The 16,678-nt window shown below is 60.7% G+C and carries 12 protein-coding genes; 10 read left to right on the forward strand and 2 right to left on the reverse strand.

Features of this window, described 5'->3' with window-relative positions; genetic code table 11:
• Positions 1-363: 363 nt before the first annotated feature.
• Positions 364-1,617 (reverse strand): hypothetical protein, encoded by a 1,254-nt coding sequence (locus A6A03_RS19035; RefSeq protein ID WP_066791414.1) that lies wholly within the window; start codon positions 1,615-1,617, stop codon positions 364-366.
• Positions 1,618-1,744: 127 nt separating this feature from the next.
• Between A6A03_RS19035 and A6A03_RS19040 the strand changes: the two genes are divergently transcribed.
• The 10 genes from A6A03_RS19040 to A6A03_RS19085 all read left to right on the forward strand — a co-directional run bounded on the left by A6A03_RS19040 (position 1,745) and on the right by A6A03_RS19085 (position 15,472).
• The gene (locus tag A6A03_RS19040; RefSeq protein ID WP_066791416.1) at positions 1,745-2,932 is read left to right on the forward strand and encodes a THUMP-like domain-containing protein; all 1,188 of its coding nucleotides are present in this window, start codon (positions 1,745-1,747) and stop codon (positions 2,930-2,932) included.
• 580 nt (positions 2,933-3,512) lie between these two features.
• Positions 3,513-4,730 carry an MFS transporter gene (locus A6A03_RS19045; RefSeq protein ID WP_066791418.1) on the forward strand — a complete coding sequence of 406 codons (1,218 nt, stop codon included), beginning with the start codon at positions 3,513-3,515 and terminating at the stop codon, positions 4,728-4,730.
• Between the two features lie 94 nt (positions 4,731-4,824).
• A complete protein-coding gene (locus tag A6A03_RS19050) occupies positions 4,825-5,748 on the forward strand; it encodes a branched-chain amino acid transaminase (protein ID WP_066791420.1) in 924 nt (307 codons plus the stop codon).
• Positions 5,749-6,171: 423 nt separating this feature from the next.
• Positions 6,172-7,758: a histidine kinase N-terminal 7TM domain-containing diguanylate cyclase gene (locus A6A03_RS19055; protein ID WP_066791421.1), complete on the forward strand. Its 1,587-nt coding sequence runs from the start codon at positions 6,172-6,174 to the stop codon at positions 7,756-7,758.
• A 149-nt stretch (positions 7,759-7,907) separates the two neighbouring features.
• Entirely contained in the window at positions 7,908-8,303 is a 396-nt protein-coding gene (locus A6A03_RS19060) for an isoamylase early set domain-containing protein (RefSeq protein ID WP_066791423.1), read from the forward strand.
• 119 nt (positions 8,304-8,422) lie between these two features.
• Complete coding sequence (gene guaA / locus A6A03_RS19065; RefSeq protein WP_066791424.1) at positions 8,423-9,964, forward strand: glutamine-hydrolyzing GMP synthase; 1,542 nt, start codon at positions 8,423-8,425, stop codon at positions 9,962-9,964.
• Between the two features lie 33 nt (positions 9,965-9,997).
• Complete coding sequence (cmk, locus tag A6A03_RS19070; protein ID WP_066791427.1) at positions 9,998-10,690, forward strand: (d)CMP kinase; 693 nt, start codon at positions 9,998-10,000, stop codon at positions 10,688-10,690.
• A gap of 258 nt (positions 10,691-10,948) precedes the next feature.
• The gene (locus A6A03_RS19075; RefSeq protein ID WP_082909018.1) at positions 10,949-12,640 is read left to right on the forward strand and encodes a PH domain-containing protein; all 1,692 of its coding nucleotides are present in this window, start codon (positions 10,949-10,951) and stop codon (positions 12,638-12,640) included.
• Positions 12,637-14,508 (forward strand): hypothetical protein, encoded by a 1,872-nt coding sequence (locus A6A03_RS19080; RefSeq protein ID WP_066791430.1) that lies wholly within the window; start codon positions 12,637-12,639, stop codon positions 14,506-14,508. The genes A6A03_RS19075 and A6A03_RS19080 overlap by 4 nt, the downstream gene beginning before the upstream one ends.
• Positions 14,509-14,524: 16 nt before the next feature.
• Positions 14,525-15,472 carry an ABC transporter ATP-binding protein gene (locus A6A03_RS19085; protein WP_066791433.1) on the forward strand — a complete coding sequence of 316 codons (948 nt, stop codon included), beginning with the start codon at positions 14,525-14,527 and terminating at the stop codon, positions 15,470-15,472.
• 679 nt (positions 15,473-16,151) lie between these two features.
• Here A6A03_RS19085 and A6A03_RS19090 read toward each other — a convergent pair.
• Positions 16,152-16,394, reverse strand: coding sequence for an NAD(P)H-dependent oxidoreductase subunit E (locus A6A03_RS19090; RefSeq protein WP_066791435.1), 243 nt, complete (start codon positions 16,392-16,394; stop codon positions 16,152-16,154).
• Positions 16,395-16,678 lie beyond the last annotated feature (284 nt).

A 16,678-nucleotide genomic window follows, 5' to 3' on the forward strand; every position in this document is an offset into this window, starting at 1 on the left:
TCCCTCTCCCGCTGGGGGAGAAGTAGCCCTCACCCCCAGCCCCTCTCCCACTGGTGCGGGAGAGGGGTGCTGCTACATACCACGCGCTTGCGCCCACGCTCATCCGCACCCGCGGCGGTATCGGTCTTGCCCCCACCCCCGACCCCTCCCCCGCTGGGGGAGGGGCGTCCGACTCCTCCCCCCAGCGGGGGGAGGCTGGGAGGGGGGCTACGAGGAGATTGCTTCGGTCGGGCGGCTCCCAGCGCGGCTGGGTGCCGCCCCTCCCTCGCAATGACAACAGGAAAGCTGCCCCTCCCCCGCTGGGGGGAGATGTTGCGGTTTGTTTGTCATCACGGAGACGGACAGCCGTCCGTCTCTACTAGGTCAATAATTTTCTTGCAGCCACTGCCGCCAGCCGGCATCGAATTCGGCGTAGGTCATGCCAAACGCCTTCTGCAATGCCTTATCGTAAAACTCAATCCCGGTGCCCGGCGTATCGCGCACCGCGGCGGCAAAACGCCAGAAGCCATCAAGCCCGCCCTGCGTTTCGACGATATAGGCCACCAACGAGTAGGCAAACCCGTAAGCAAGGCTCCGATCGACTTCGAGCGTGGTCATGTGATCCATATCTTGCGGGCGCACGCCACCGTTCGGATCAACTAGCGGGATGATCCGGCCCATGCGCACTGCTGCGCTCACCGCGTTGCGACGCGGATTGTTCGAGACATACTCAGCCAACCCTTCGCTCATCCAGTCGGTAATCCGGTACTCTTGGGCAAAGGCGCGGGTATAGGCCCAGTGGGTCAGCTCATGCACAATCGTGCCGTACAAATCCTCCTCCCAACCAGCCTGCGGATCGTAGAAGCCGAAGGCGTACGAGAAGGGGGCAAAGATATCGACCCGGTCGTTACGCGGGCGCGAACCGGCTGAATACCACGCCAACGAGTTGGGATTGACCGGCGGCGTGATCCCGAAGATGGGACGCAAGTAGACGTTGAACTTGTTTTCAGGCGTGCGGCCAAGGGTATCGATCACCTGCTGGCGCGCCCGCAGCACCATATCCTCGATCACCTCATTCACTTCCGCCGACCATTCGTAGGTGTTGAGCGTGAAATACTCGTTGTCAATCTTGATCTTCGCGCCGAGCTGCTCTTCGGTCGGCTCGCTCATCACCCAGCGCCCATCCTCCATCTGGCGGAAGAGAATGTCGCGCCGGTAGCCGCCATCATCAATCGCCGCCTGCCAGAAGCCGTGTTCGCGTTGCTTGACTTCGAGCACACGCATGCGGCCAAACCGCGAACCGCTGAACGACGACTGTTGAAACGTGTTGAAGCGCTCTTCGACCAAGCGCCGGAAGGGGGCGTTGGTCTGGTCAACGACTGACCGGAGCAGTTCAACGTTGTTGGTGTTGTACGCTTCGACATAGCTATCGAGCGCCTGCTGGATGCCAGCCGCCACCGCTTCCGGCGTCAATCCGCCGGTAACCGGCGTTGGCTCACTCGGCGCTGGCGCCGGGGTATTGGTGGCCGGCGCTGCCGTAGGCGGCGGGGCAACGGTAGCGGTTGGCGATTGGCTGGTTGGAGTGGTACAAGCCGCCAACACAAACGCAACAAGGATGAGCCAGCTAATCCTGCGCATCACAAAACCTCCCAGAGAGCATTTGATCTCGCTTGTTCATTGTACCGCGCTTACCGTAGGTTTGGGATATACTACGCAGCGCAACGCGAGAAGTTGCGGGCAAGCCATGCATGAACGCCATCACGCTATGGATCTCGACCTCATCAACTGGCTGCGTTCAGCCGAAGGGGCGGCGCTCTTAGCTGAGCTGGCCGGGCGTAACTTGCGGGAGAGCGATGTCTTGGCCGAACTAAACCGGCTACGCCGCCATCTGCCCGCCGAACGGGCGCGAGCAGCGGTTGAGCAGACACTGTTGCGGCGCAAGGCAGCGGCGAAGTTTCCCCACGCCGATCGCATGCTCTTTACCCGCGAGGCGCTTGAGCAGGCGTCGGCGGCGCCGGTGGCGGCCCACCGCGCCATCCGCTTGGCGCGCGCCGGGTTGGTGGCTGATCTGGGTTGCGGCATCGGCGGCGACACGATTGCGCTGGCCGCCGCCGGCGCGCAGGTCGTGGCCGTTGATCGCGATCCGGTGCGGCTGGCGCTGGCGCTGGCGAACGTGGCGGCGCTGGGGTTGAGCGAACGGGTGACGTTCCTCGAACGCGATCTGCTGCGTGAACCGCCGCCACCGGCGCCGGCGTTGTTTTGCGATCCGGCCCGCCGCGCCGGCGACCGGCGGGTGTTCGATCCCGAGTCGTTCCAGCCGCCGCTCAGTCACGTGCTGGGTTGGCGGCAACAGACCGCGGCGCTGGCGGTGAAACTGGCGCCGGGGATTGATCTGGCCTACCTGCCCATTGATGCCGAGGTTGAGTTTGTTTCGCTGGATGGTGAACTGAAGGAAGCGGTGCTTTGGTGCGGGCCGTTGGCGACGGCTAATCGGCGAGCGACGGTGCTGGGCAGCGATGGCGCAACGGCGACGATGGCAGACGCTACTGCACCGCCGCCGCCGTTGAGCGCGCCGCTGGCCTTCCTCTACGAACCTGACCCAGCAGTGATGCGGGCCGGCTTGGTGGCCGCCTTGGCTGCCGAACTCGGCGCGGCCCAACTCGCGCATGATATCGCTTACCTCACCGCACCGGCTTATCGCCCGACGCCATTCGCCCGCGCATGGCCGGTGGTGGCGTGGATTCCGTTCCAACTTAAACGGCTGCGCGCATTACTGCGCGACCTCGACGCCGGGCCGGTGACGGTTAAGAAACGCGGTTCGCCGCTCGATACCGATGCGCTGGCGCGCCAACTGAGCGGGAAGGGCCGCCGGGCATTGGTGGTGGTGTTGACCCAGATGCCGAGCGGGCCGATTGCGGTGGTGTGTGCGGAGGGTATAGGGAGTGGGGAGTAGGGAGGTGGGGATGGTTATTTTACCGCCGAGGACGCAGAGGGAGAGGCACTCTTTCCGCTGAAGGAGGAGATTGCTTCGGTCGGACGGCGCCCCGCCAGCGGGTCGCCGCCACTCCCTCGCAATGACAAGCAGGCACGCCCCGCACCCGCTTTCCGGTTGTCATTGCGAGCGCAGCGCAGCGGAGCGAAGCAATCCCCCGCGAGCACGGGAGAGGTACCCTTTCCGCTGAAGGAGGAGATTGCTTCGGGGGCTACGCCCCCTCGCAATGACATGAGTGTGCGTCACCTCCGCACGGGATAAATTACCCCCACCTCTTCCACCTGCTGCGCTGGGGAGGCGAGGCGACAAAAACCCCTTTGCGCCCTTTGCGATCTTCGCGCCTTTACGTTTTTCCCCTCTGCGCCTTGGCTCGCTTTGCGCTTGATCGGTCGCCAATGCGGCAGTGATACTTCCGCACCCATACGATGACCCTCAGCCGCACGCAAGCATCGCCTCGATCCAACTAACGATTGATCGCAAACCGCAACCGGCTATGGTACTGTAGAGCAAGATTAGTTGACGGATCAGAAAGTTGGACGCCATGACCCTCTCGCGTGCTACCCGTTACCGGGGCTTGATTCTCTTGATCGTCATCAACTTCATGATGTATGCCGGTTTCTTCATGGTCATCCCGCTGGTGTCGGTGCATTACGTGCAAACGCTCGGCTTTGCCGCGGTAACGGTCGGGATGGCGCTGGCGTTACGCCAATTGGTACAGCAAGGGGTCAGTGTTGGCGGCGGGGTGCTCTCGGATCGGTTTGGCGGGCGCGGCTTGATCACTGCCGGCGTGTTGGTGCGCGCTGCCGGCTTTGCCAGTCTCGCGTTCGCTACCACGCCGCCGCTGCTGTTTTTCGCCATGCTGCTCTCGGCGTTGGGCGGCGCGCTGTTTGAAGCGCCGAGCCGGGCCGGGATCGCTGCTCTCACCACCGAAGATGAGCGGGCGCGGGCCTTTTCGATCAACGGCGTTGGCGGCGGGTTGGGAATGGTGATCGGCCCTTTTGTGGGATCGCTGCTGCTCGATTTCGGCTTCAGCACGGTGGCGCTAGCCGCGGCAGCCTGTTTCGCCCTGATCGGCGCGATTAGTTTGCTCTTGCCCCCGATCGAGACGGCCACTGACCGCAGCCGCCTCGGCTTTGGCTTGGGGCTGGCGTTGCGCGACTGGCCCTTCCTCATTTTCACCGCCTTGCTGATGGGTTTCTGGTTTATGTGGGTGCAACTGACCATCAGCTTGCCGCTGGCCGGCGAACGGCTGGCCAACGCCGGCGATGCGGTGCGCTGGATCTACGGCGTCAACGCCGGTATGACGGTGGCGTTGCAACTGCCGGTGATTGGATTTATGGAACGATGGCTGCGCCCGCTCAGCATTCTCATCCTTGGCATCGCATTGATGGCGTTGGGGTTGGGCATGGTGGCGCTCGCTGACTCATTCCCGTTCTTGATCGGCTGCGTCGTTGTCTTCACCATCGGTACGTTGCTCGCCACCCCTGCACAGCAGAGCGTTACGGCGGCGCTGGCCGACCCGCGCGCGCTCGGTTCGTACTTTGGCGTCAACGCACTGGCCTTGGCCGTCGGCGGTGGGTTGGGCAATTTCAGCGGCGGCCTGCTGGTAGACCTCGCCAACGCCCTCCAAGCGCCGGCCCTGCCGTGGATCGCCTTCGCCTACATCGGGCTAGCCAGCGCCATTGGCCTGATGATCCTCGGCAACTACTTGCAACAGCGCCGCGCCACTGCCCATCTGGTGGGGGCGCAACAGCGGTAATAGGGTATATCCATCCCGCCGCACGGTGCCGTGTAGCGGCGTCGATGTTTTACAATAGACACCACACCTTGCCGGCCTAGAAAGGACAACTATCGTGCCCAATAATCGTTTCGCCTTTTTTAACGGAGAAATAGTGCCGATCGAGCAAGCGCAGGTCAGCGTGATGACCAACGCGCTCAATTATGGTACCGGCTGCTTTGAAGGCATTCGCGGCTATTGGAACCCTGACCACCAACAGCTCTACGTCTTCTGTCTGCGCGAACACATGGAGCGGCTGCACCGCTCGGCCCGCATTTTGCTGATGAAATTGCCGTACAGCGTTGATGAACTGTGCCAGATTACGATAGACCTGCTGCGGCGCGAAGCGTTCCGCGAAGATGTCTACATCCGGCCCTTGCTCTACAAGAGCGATCCGGCGATTGCAGTGCAGATGCACAATCTAACTGACAGCTTCACCATGTTCGCGGTCGGCTTCGGCCAATATCTGGCCGGCTCGGCGATCAGAGCATGCATCTCGTCGTGGCGGCGGATCGATGACAATATCATTCCTTCGCGCGCTAAAGCCTGCGGCTCGTACCTCAATTCGGCGTTGGCCAAGAGCGAGGCGCTGCTCAATGGCTACGACGAAGCGATTGTACTGAGCAACGACGGCCACGTGGCCGAGGCCTCGGCAGCCAACTTGTTCATCGTCCGCAATGGCGTACTGATCACGCCGCCGACCAGCGGCGACATCCTCGAAGGTATCACCCGGCAGGTGGTGATGGAACTGGCCCGCAACCAGTTGGGCATTCCGGTGCGGGAAGCGCCGATCGACCGCACCGAACTCTACGTCGCCGATGAAGCCTTCTTCTGCGGCACCGGCGCCGAGATCAAGCCAATTATCGAGATCGACCGCCGTCCGATCGGTACCGGCGCGATCGGCCCCATTGGCACGATGCTGGTCAATTTGTACGCCGACGTGGTGCGCGGACGGATCGGCGCCTACCGCCACTGGTGTACGCCGGTGTATCCAGCCTGAACGCCATCGTTATGGAGTGCGGCAGTCAACCTGCCGCATCTCTCCTTCCACCAGTGTATCCAGCCTGAACGTCATCGTTATGGAGTGCGGCAGTGATACTGCCGCATCTCTCCTTCCACCAGTGTATCCAGCCTAAGCGCCTTCGTATGGAGTGCGGCAGTGATACTGCCGCATCCACCCTTCCACCAGTGTATCCAGCCTGAGCGCCATCGTTATGGAGTGCGGCAGTGATACTGCCGCATCTATCCTTCCACCAGTGTATCCAGCCTGAACGCCATCGTTATGGAGTGCGGCAGTCAACCTGCCACACTCCACATGTTATAGTTCCTCCATCCCGCAAGCTGCGGTATGATAGAGGCTAAATTTCATCCGCCACGTTGTTTCTGCGCTCCTAACCGCTTGTATCCCCAAAGGAGCCGATTCGTGCCAGAGCGTTTCTTCCTAATAACTGACACCTTCGTTCCACCGGTGCTCTGGTACGGCACAGCGCTGTTTGTGATCGGACTGATGTGCCTAATCTTGGCTTTACAGATTTTCCTGTTCCTACGCCAATCGCCGGGAGCGATCGCGCTAGGATTGCTGCTTGTAGCGCTGAGTTGGTGGGACATCACCTATGCGTTGTATTGGATTGACGCACCGGCGCCCAATGCCCAATTCTGGGTTGATATGACCTACCTTGGCGTCGTCAGCGCGCCAACCCTCGTCCTCATCTTTGCGATGCAGATCAGCGGCCTGTTCGAGACCTCGCGGCTACTGCGCTGGCCATTCTTTCTCGTCATGGCGATTGAGCCAACCATCACCCTGCTAGCATTATGGACTGACCCGTGGCACAACCTCTTTTTCGCCGGGTTGCGCACCAATTATCAAGGCGTGGTTTTGCGCGGCGGTTTATTCTTCTGGAGTAATGTCGTCTACTCGTACCTGCTCTTGTTACTCAGCCTGATCATTCTCGTCGTTGGCTATGCGCGGGCCAACGGCATCTTCCGCAAGCAGATTCTGATCGCCTTGCTGAGCTTTGCCATCACGTGGGCCAACAGCATCATCTTCATCGCCGGTCTCAATCCGCTGCCGGGAGCCGATAACACACCCTTCGCCTTCTCAATCGCGAGCATCCTGTTTGCGTATGCCCTCTACCGCTACCGCCTGTTCGATGTTGTACCGATAGCGCGCAGTTTGGTGATTGAGCAGATGAAAGATGGCGTATTAGTGCTCGATGCCAACAACCGGATCGTTGACATCAACCCAGCGGGGAAACTATGGTTGCCGCATGCCGAGATCGGTGTCTCGCTCCAGCAACTGCGCGATCAATTACCAGCCTCATTACAACAGCTTCCGTTCGATCATGATCAGCGTCTCGAAGTTGCGCTCGAACGAACGGGGCACGTTCTCGATCTACACGTGACCCAGATTTACGATCGCCGCCAGCGGCGGATCGGGCGTTTAATCGTCTGGCGCGAGATCACCGACTTCAAGCGTCTGCAAGCCCAATTACAGCATTTAGCCAATTACGACACCCTCACTGGAGTGTACAACCGGCGCGAATTCGTGCGGCTAGCCACGCTCGAACTCGCGCGCGCGCAACGCTATGGGCACGATCTGGCGCTGATTTTGATCGACATTGATCATTTTAAATCAATCAACGACCGGTTCGGCCATCACACCGGCGACGAAGCGCTAGTGTGCTTTGCGGCGGTTTGGACAGCGGCAAAGCGCGCTCAAGACATCTTTGCCCGCTGGGGTGGCGAAGAGTTTATTTTGCTGTTACCAGAAACGAACCAGCAACAGGCCCGGCAATTGGTAGAACGGGTCAGAACCAAGGCGCTGACCACACCGCTAGCCGCTCGCAACGAACATCTAGCTATCAAGTTTAGCGCCGGCATCAGCGCATATACCCCCGGCGAGACGCTCGAACAACTGGTGCAACGGGCCGATTTGGCGCTCTATCAGGCCAAGCAGAATGGGCGCAACCAGACCGTCATCGCCGAACTGCCCTCGGCCACGAATCACTGAGTGAACCGGCATTCCTTCACTTAGCCAGCAAACGATGGTTGGCATGCGACAAGTATTCTTCCCCTCGACTCACCGCAGTCGCCATGCTATAATGGCAAGCAAACTGTGACAATGTTGTCAGACCAACGGCCCGACAAAGGAGTTTGGCCATGATCACGAAACGTCTCGGCCCTGCCGGTAAAGTGCGCGTTACTTTTTCATTGCCCTCAGCATTGTGGGCCGACACCATCTACCTCGTCGGCGATTTTAACGGTTGGGATCGCCGAGCTACCCCGTTACGCGCCACTGAACACGGATGGATGATCACGCTCGACCTCGAAGCTGGCCGCACCTACCAGTACCGCTATTTGATCAATGACAACGAATGGCATAACGACTGGAACGCGGACGGGTATGCGCCAAACCCATACGGCGGCGACAATTCGGTTGTCGATACGACCATTTTTGCCGAACTCGCTCAAGAAGGGGCGCGCACTGTCGGCGAACCAATTGCCACCCCTGCCCCTGCGTTCCACACCCGCTTGCGCCTCGTCTCAACCGGCTAAGAAAAAAGTTTGTTATAATGCTGGCAGCGACGCGAGAGGGGCGCAGCGACCTGCGCCCTTTCGTATATTGATTGACAGATGAATGTTGGGAGACCCCCTTTACCAGCATAGGGCATACCATGACCACCCATAGCATACCGGTGCTCGATTTTGGTTCTCAGACGGCGCAATTAATTGTACGCCGGCTGCGCGAATTGGGCTACTACAGCGAATTGTTGCCGCACGATGCGCCCGAAGCGCAGGTGCGCGCACTCAACCCGGTTGGGATCGTGCTGAGCGGCGGGCCGGCCAGCGTCTACGAACCGGGTGCGCCTACTTTGCCGGCATGGCTGGCTGAAAGCAATCTGCCAGTCTTTGGCATCTGCTACGGCATGCAGTTGATTAGCCACACCCTCGGCGGGGTCGTCAACCGGCCAGCCGGACGCGAGTACGGCCCGGCGATGATTACCGTCACCCAACCGCACCCGCTCTTCGCCGATACTCCCACCGAGCAGCCGGTTTGGATGAGCCATGGCGACCGGATCGAGCAGTTGCCTGCTGGGTTTAGCCCGATCGCCGCGAATCCGGCGACGCCGTTTGCCGCGATCGCCGACGATCAACGGCGCTGGTACGGCGTCCAATTCCATCCCGAAGTGGTGCATACGGTGTACGGGCGAGCATTGCTGGCCAACTTTGCCAAACTGTGCGGCGCCCAACCCGAATGGCAACCGGGCAGTTTCGTGGCCGAAGCGGTCGAGCGGGTGCGCGAGCAGGTCGGCCCGCACGGGCGCGTGATCTGCGCCCTCTCGGGCGGGGTCGATTCGGCGGTGGCGGCGCTGATTATCCATCGCGCCATTGGCGACCGGCTGACCTGCGTGTTCGTGGATAACGGTCTTTTGCGCGCCGGCGAAGCCGGGCAGGTGATCAGCACCTTCCGCGAACATTTCCACGTGCCGCTGATCGCGGTCGATGCCCGCGAAGAGTTTCTGGCGGCGCTGGAGGGGGTCGTCGATCCTGAACAGAAGCGCAAGATCATCGGCGAGAAGTTTATCCGCATCTTCGAGCGCGAAGCGCGTGCGCTGGAAGGGGTCGAGTTTCTGGCCCAAGGCACCCTCTACCCCGACGTGATCGAGTCAACCGCACCTGACCGGCCCAAGGCGGCTAAGATCAAGACCCACCACAATGTCGGCGGGTTGCCCGCTGATATGCAGTTGAAACTGGTCGAACCGCTGCGCTACCTGTTTAAGGACGAAGTGCGCGCCGCCGGCTTACAGCTCGGCCTGCCCGAAGAGTGGGTCTGGCGGCATCCCTTCCCCGGCCCCGGCTTGGCGGTACGGATCATCGGCGCGGTGACGTGGGAGCGGTTGGAGATCTTGCGCCAAGCCGACAAGATTTTCCTCGATGAGCTGCGCGCGAGCGGCTATTATTGCGCCACCCAGCAAGCGTTCGCCGTGCTGCTGCCGGTGCAGAGCGTCGGCGTTATGGGTGATGGCCGCACCTACGGGGTAACGATTGCGCTGCGGGCCATCACAACCGAAGATTATATGACAGCGGATTGGGCGCGCTTGCCGTACGAACTGCTGGCCCACGTCAGCAGCCGGATCGTCAATGAGGTCGAAGGCGTGAATCGGGTCGTGTACGATATTTCGTCCAAACCGCCGGCAACGATCGAGTGGGAGTAGCAACAATCGCCGCTGACATGCTACAATGAAGCCATGCGCGTACCACAAACCATCGCAATCGACGGCCCCTCAGCCGCAGGCAAGAGCACGCTCGGCGCATTGTTGGCGAATGCGCTCGGCTATCTGTATTTCGATACCGGCGTGATGTATCGCGCATTGGCGTTGGCCGCCCTGCGCGCCGGCATCGACCCTGATGACGAACCGGCACTAACGGAATTGGCGCACCGGCTGGCGATTGATGTGATCCCGCCCACCGTCGCCGACGGGAGACAATACACGGTGCTGATTGATGGCGAGGACGTGACGTGGGCGATTCGGGAGCCGGAAGTCGAACGGATCGTCTCACGCGCGGCCCGCTTCCCAGCGGTGCGGCGCGAGATGGTGCGCCAACAACAGATCATTGGCCGTCGCGGGCGGGTGGTGATGGTCGGGCGCGACATCGGTACGGTGGTCATGCCCGATGCCGACCTCAAGATTTACCTACAGGCGTCGCTGGCTGAACGGGCCCGCCGGCGCTTGGCCGATCTGCGCCGGCGCAATATCGAGCTGCCGCTCGAACAGATTGCCGCGGCCTTGGCCGAACGTGACGCGCTCGATGCGCACGTATCGCAACCGGCGGCCGATGCGATTGTGTTGGTGAACGACGGGTTATCGCCCGATGAAGAGGTGGCATGGGTGCTGCGCCAGTTTGTGCATGGCGAACAGGCGCTAGAGAGCGGGCATTAAGCACTCGCCCCGCTGCGGGTTGCAGTTCAAGGGCGGACAGAACATCTGCTCCGGAACCCGGCCCTGAAGGGCCGGGCTAGGGTTACGAAGCCCGCTGCGCGGGCTGCTAGCCCTCACCCCCGGCCCCTCTCCCACTGGCGCGGGAGAGGGGAGAGGGGAGCGGAGAGCTACGCTTTGAGTCATTGCACCGCGATCAACGGTTGTACTCAATCAGATGTTCTGCCCGCCCCTCAACGGGTTGCAGAAGGGGAGCACGCCGTGAAGCTCGGCAATCTCATCGACAAGCTTTTGTATGAAGATGCCGATGCCGCCCTCGATCTGGCGGAAAATGAGCAGATTCTCTACGTGACGGGCCGGCATTGGGTGATTCTCCTGTCACGTCTCATTATCCCGCTGTTGGGAATCAGCTTTTTTGGCGGCATTGCGATCTACCGCGCGATCGGCGGCGGCTTTCTCGTCACCGAAACCGGCGAGCCAACCGGTTTCGACCTCTTTAACATTATTCTGGTCTTGATCGAAGCAGTGTTGATGCTCTTCTGGGTGGCGTTGTGGGTGCGCGGCGGCAAAGATCCCAATCCGGGCCGGGTGCTGCTGGCAGCCAATTTAGCCGTGCTCGCCTTGATCTATTTCCGCTACAATGGCGGACGCATCTTCTTTATCGATCCCGGTCGTTTTTTTGGCCAAGCCTTCGACCCGCTCAACCTGCTGTTGATTGGGTTAGCGACGATCAGCCTCTTCTCGATCTTCTTCGTCGTCTACGACTGGCTCAACGACGAGCTGATTCTCACTAACCGCCGCGTGGTGTACGATAACGATCAAGTCTTCATCCCCAAATTGCTTGAACAGCGCGTCCAGCAGCAGATTTTCATCGAAGAGATCCAAGACGTGCAGGCGGCGACCAAGACCTACCCGCAACACTGGCTTAAGTATGGCACGATCGAAGTGAAATCGGCCCGGATCGGCGGCAACATCGTGTTTCACGGCGCGCGCAACCCGAAAGAGATGCAGCGCCGGATTATGACGCAGGTAAACGAAAACCGGCGCAAACGGAGCGAAGCCGATTTAGAGAAGATGGTCGAAACGCGGGTATATAACGAACCGCCGCCCAAGGTCAAGCGCCCGCTGCCGGAAGCGCGGCCAAGTTTGGGATGGTTGAGCTGGATCTTACCGCCAAACCCGGAAGTGCAAGCTGAAAAAGAGACGATCATCTGGCGCCAGCATTGGCTGTTTTTGTTGCAAGGCATCTTTCCGCCCTTGGTGATGCTCTTCGTGGGATGGATCCTGATCGTGTTACTGGGAAGTTGGGGGTTATTGCCGCCGGTGTGGCTGACTGTGCTGAGTATTGCCCTCGTGCTCGCATTTCTGGCATGGTCGGCATGGGAGGTGGAGGATTATCGCAACGATATGTACATTCTCACCCCCACCAACATCATCGACGTAGAGAAGAAACCGATTGGCCCGGAAGATCGGCGCGCCGCCAGTCTCGGCGCGATTACCAATGTCTCGTTTGAGACAACGTTTATCAGCAACCTACTCGGCTACGGCAACGTCGTGGTTGAGACGGCAGGCAGCGGCGGTAAATTTACCTTTACGCACGTGCCCAACCCGCGCGATGTCGTCACCAAAATTAATGATTACTACGTGATGTTCAAGCGCGCTGAAAAAGAGCGCTCGCTGAATGATATGCTCGAACTGTTGCGGCACTATCATCTGGCCCAGCAACGGCACAACGAAATCCTCCCTGCGCAACCCAATGGCGCTACGCAGATTGAACCAGCGCCAGACGCGACAACCAAATTGCTCTTACCAGCGGGCCATGAGACAGCACCCGCTTCTGCCGGCCAATCGCCGCCCGCAACGGTTGAACTGCTCCCACCGCAAGGGAATGGGACGCCACCAAGCAACGACGATCAGCAACCGCGCGCTACCGAGGAGCAGAAGTCTACATGATCCGGCATCTTCTTTTGATCCTGCTGTTGGCGCTATTAGTAGCGCCGTTCCCTGTTGCTGCCCAACCACCATCACCGATTACCATCTCGATAAAGGCCGGGATTGATGGCGAGGGAGCGTTCCGTTCTGACCACTGGTTTCCGGTACAGGTCACACTGGCCAATGACGGGCCTGATCGCCGGGTGACACTCGAATGGCGCGACCTGAACAATGCCGTCCTCAGCCAACGGTACGTGATTGACTTGCCCGGCGGCGCGCGCAAGCAGATCACCTTCCCGGTGGTGCAGTCGGGCCGATCGGCCCAGCTCATCGCTACCGCCGACGGGGAAGAGATCTTCCGCCAGCGGATCAACCTCAATCAACTGAGCAACGATCTGCTGACGATCGGGTTGCTCAGCGCCGACCCGGCTGTGCTGAGCAGTCTTGCGACCGCGGATTTCGGCGCGGGTAAGCGCGCGGTGATCTTGCCACTCGATCCAGCCGTGCTGGCTGATGATCCGCTCTTGCTGAGCACGTTCGACGCCGTGGCGGTGCGAGAATTGACCACGGATGTACGGCCAGCCCAACGTGACGCTATCCTCCTTTGGGTGCAACAAGGCGGCACGTTGTTAATCGGCGGCGGCGCGGTTGGCGAGACGGCGATCCGCGCGTTCGCCGATGTCTTGCCGGTCACGGTTGGGCCGCTGCGCCGCGATGCACCGGTCAGCGAATTGGAACGGCTGGCGAACCTCAGCGGGATCAGCAATTTTGTGCCGTCGCTGACTGCGCAGACGGTGACGCTCCGGCCCAATGCACAGGCGCTGACCAACGATGGGTTGATCAGCCAAATGACGCTCGGCACCGGGAAGATCGTCTTCGCCGCGTTTGATCTCGCTGCACTACGGGCATGGCCGGGAGAGAGCAACTTGTGGGCAGCCGTGCTCGATCCGCAACCGCGGATGAACATCGGCGCTAACTTCCGCTTCGGCTTTAATGACCTGCTGCAAGGCAGCTTAAACACCAGTCTCTTCCCGCTTCCATCCACGATAGCATTACTGGCCTTGATCGGCGTGTATATCATCGTGATCGGGCCAGCCAACTTCCTCGCCCTGCGCCGGTTGCGCCGGTTAGAATGGGCATGGGTGACAACACCGCTCATTGTCGTCATCTTTCTGGCTGGATCATACGGGATGAGTTTTGCACTGCGCGGCACGCAAACCCAAGTGCTGCAATTGGCGATCGTGCAAAGCGCCGCTAGCGGCGGCGAGGCGATGACAACGACCTTTACCGGCATCTTTGCGCCGCAACGGCAAAGCTATACCCTGAGCTTTGCCGATTCAGCCCTCGTCGCGCCGTTGCAGATGGACGAGCGACTAGTGATCGAACATAGCGATGCCGGCCTCGCCATGCCCGACCTCTTGCTGGATGCGGCGGCCTTCCGTACCTTGATCGTCGAACAGATCACAACCAGCTCCGTGCAGATCCGCCATCAAATCGCGCTGAATGGCCAACGCTGGAGCGGAACCCTCGCCAACGCCAGTTCCATTCCTTTGCGCGATGTGATGGTGGTATACCAGAATGATATGCAGTGGATCGGCTCGCTGGCCCCCGGCGCTGAAGTTGCAATCGATCTGAGTACTAACAGTGACAACTTTCTGCGCGATTTCATGCCCACCGAGGAAGGCAGTCTGTTTAGCCATACCTTTGTGCTGGAAAACTTGTTTTGGTACGTGTCAAATCGCTTCGATCCGTTTATGAATGGCCCGGCGCTGCCCGGCGATGACATCTACTTGATCGGGTGGAGCGATCAGGCGGCGCCGTTGGTGCAGATCAATGGCGCACCGGCGGCTGCCCGCGGTGAAACGTTGTATATCATTGCGCTGCGTTAGCGCATTGGAATCGCTTATGACCGCTATCGTTGAAACGAAAAATCTGACCCGCTACTACGGCGAGCATCTGGCCCTCAACCATTTGAACTTGCAGATTCCGGCGGGAGCCGTGTACGGGTTTATTGGCCCGAATGGCGCTGGCAAGACAACCACCATGCGGATTTTGACGACCCTGCTGCGCCCGTCAGGCGGCGAAGCATGGGTGGCAGGGTTGTCGGTTACGCACCAGCGTGCCGAGGTGCGGCGCGCAGTGGGGTTTATGCCCGACTCGTTCGGCTTCTACAACAACATGACCGCCGCCGAGTACCTTGACTTCTTTGCCGCCGCCTATCACGTGCCGCCGGCCCGCCGGCCCGCCCTGATCGACGATTTGCTGGCGCTAGTTGATCTCGGCCACAAGCGTGATAGCGATGTCATGTCGCTGTCGCGCGGCATGAAACAGCGGCTCAGTCTGGCCCGCACGCTCATCCACGACCCGCAATTGCTGATTTTGGATGAACCGGCCAGCGGGCTTGACCCGCGCGCGCGGGTGGAATTGCGCGAACTGCTGCGCGAGTTGCGCCGGTTGGGCAAGACGATCATGATCAGCTCGCACATCCTCACCGAGCTGGCCGAGATGTGTACCCATATCGGCATTATCGAGCGCGGCACGCTGCTGGCATCGGGTGATGTCGAGACGATTATGCGGTCGTTGCGCCCGCATCGCACCTTTGTGGCGCATGTGATCAGCGATGCGCAAGCGGCGGCTGAGGTGGCCGCTGCCGCTGAACACGTGCTGGCAGTGCGGGTGCTCAACGACGATGGCCCACCGCGGATTGAGGTGGACATTGACGGTGATGATCATGCGGTCAGCGCCCTGCTGGCCCGGCTGGTGAGCCATCAGGTCGAGATTGTCCATTTTGCCGCCCAAACCAGCAATCTGGAAGAGATCTTCCTCAAAGTGACCGAAGGCGTGGTGGGGTGAGCGCGATCAGCCAGCCGCAGAGGACGCTGTAGAGCCGGACGGCTAGCCGGCTCCACAAAGGCGCAATGGTAAAACACTCAGGCGCAGAGGAATGGGGAAGCATGGCTCCATCCTTCGCATCCTTGACGCCCTCGGCGGTAAGCTTGGTGTTCCCCTACCTTAAGGAACCCGGCCCTGAAGGGCCGGGCTACGCTTACAAAGCCCGCTGCGCGGGCTGCTGCCCGCCGCTCCTCATCCGCGGGCGAGCCGCCCGCGCTCCTCTCATAGTGGATTTCCCGCTCCCTCATCCGCGGGCGAGCCGCCCGCGCTCCTCTCATAGTGGATTTCCCGCTCCCTCATCCGCGGGCGAGCCGCCCGCGCTCCTCTCATAGTGGATTTCCCGCTCCCTCATCCGCGGGCGAGCCGCCCGCGCTCCGTCGCTGCCGCTGGCCCGCTCTCACGCGCTCCGGTTCAGGGGCTGATCCCAAACCCGGCCCTGAAGGGCCGGGCTACGCTTACAAAGCCCGCTGCGCGGGCTGCTGGCCCGCATCCCTCCGCCCCTGCTCCTACCTGACGGTGGGAGCAGGGGCGCCGCGCGATGAGCAGGTACGGCACTGCGGGAGCGGTAGGCTGCAGCGCCCCTCTCCCGCGCCAGTGGGAGAGGGGCTGGGGGTGAGGGCACACCAGCACCTCACCAGCCCTACGACGCAGCAATTGCCTTCAAACGGCTCTCGATCAACTCAATTAGTTGCTGGGGCGTCACACGGGGGTAATAATCGTACTCGATCATAATTGCCGGCACGTCATCGCAGGCGGCCATACAATCGAGCTCAACAATGTGCAGCTCGTTGGGATGGGCGGTGCGCAGGCGGGCCAACGTCTGCCAAATATCGGGACGGCTGCGCGCGCAAAGCCGGCAGACGGTCAGTTCAACCACGGCCATCCTCTGCCTTCCTTTCTAATCTGAGCGCCGGGCCAAAGGCAAGAGGCCATTGGGTTGCTTGTGTGCAGTGAGATGTGTGCAATGCATTCATGCGCGTAGAGCTGCCAGAACGGCCACCGCTGCACATTGCAAAGGAGCGCAGCGCATCAACACTGAGCGAGTCGCCGTTGCTGCAATGAATGTCGAGGCCGATACGTCATATCTGTGCAAACAAGCACAACGTACTTCTCTAGTGTACACGGTTTGTCAATAGATTGCAAATACAAAATTGTGCATACGTTGAG

Source organism: Chloroflexus islandicus (assembly GCF_001650695.1).
GTDB lineage: Bacteria > Chloroflexota > Chloroflexia > Chloroflexales > Chloroflexaceae > Chloroflexus > Chloroflexus islandicus.

Excerpts from the sequence above, each read along its gene's own strand:
- A6A03_RS19085 (WP_066791433.1), top strand. The coding sequence starts at position 14,525 with ATGACCGCTATCGTTGAAACGAAAAATCTGACCCGCTACTACGGCGAG.
- A6A03_RS19035 (WP_066791414.1), bottom strand. The coding sequence starts at position 1,617 with ATGCGCAGGATTAGCTGGCTCATCCTTGTTGCGTTTGTGTTGGCGGCT.
- A6A03_RS19060 (WP_066791423.1), top strand. The coding sequence starts at position 7,908 with ATGATCACGAAACGTCTCGGCCCTGCCGGTAAAGTGCGCGTTACTTTT.
- guaA (WP_066791424.1), top strand. The coding sequence starts at position 8,423 with ATGACCACCCATAGCATACCGGTGCTCGATTTTGGTTCTCAGACGGCG.
- A6A03_RS19040 (WP_066791416.1), top strand. The coding sequence starts at position 1,745 with ATGGATCTCGACCTCATCAACTGGCTGCGTTCAGCCGAAGGGGCGGCG.
- A6A03_RS19090 (WP_066791435.1), bottom strand. The coding sequence starts at position 16,394 with ATGGCCGTGGTTGAACTGACCGTCTGCCGGCTTTGCGCGCGCAGCCGT.
- A6A03_RS19045 (WP_066791418.1), top strand. The coding sequence starts at position 3,513 with ATGACCCTCTCGCGTGCTACCCGTTACCGGGGCTTGATTCTCTTGATC.
- A6A03_RS19080 (WP_066791430.1), top strand. The coding sequence starts at position 12,637 with ATGATCCGGCATCTTCTTTTGATCCTGCTGTTGGCGCTATTAGTAGCG.
- cmk (WP_066791427.1), top strand. The coding sequence starts at position 9,998 with ATGCGCGTACCACAAACCATCGCAATCGACGGCCCCTCAGCCGCAGGC.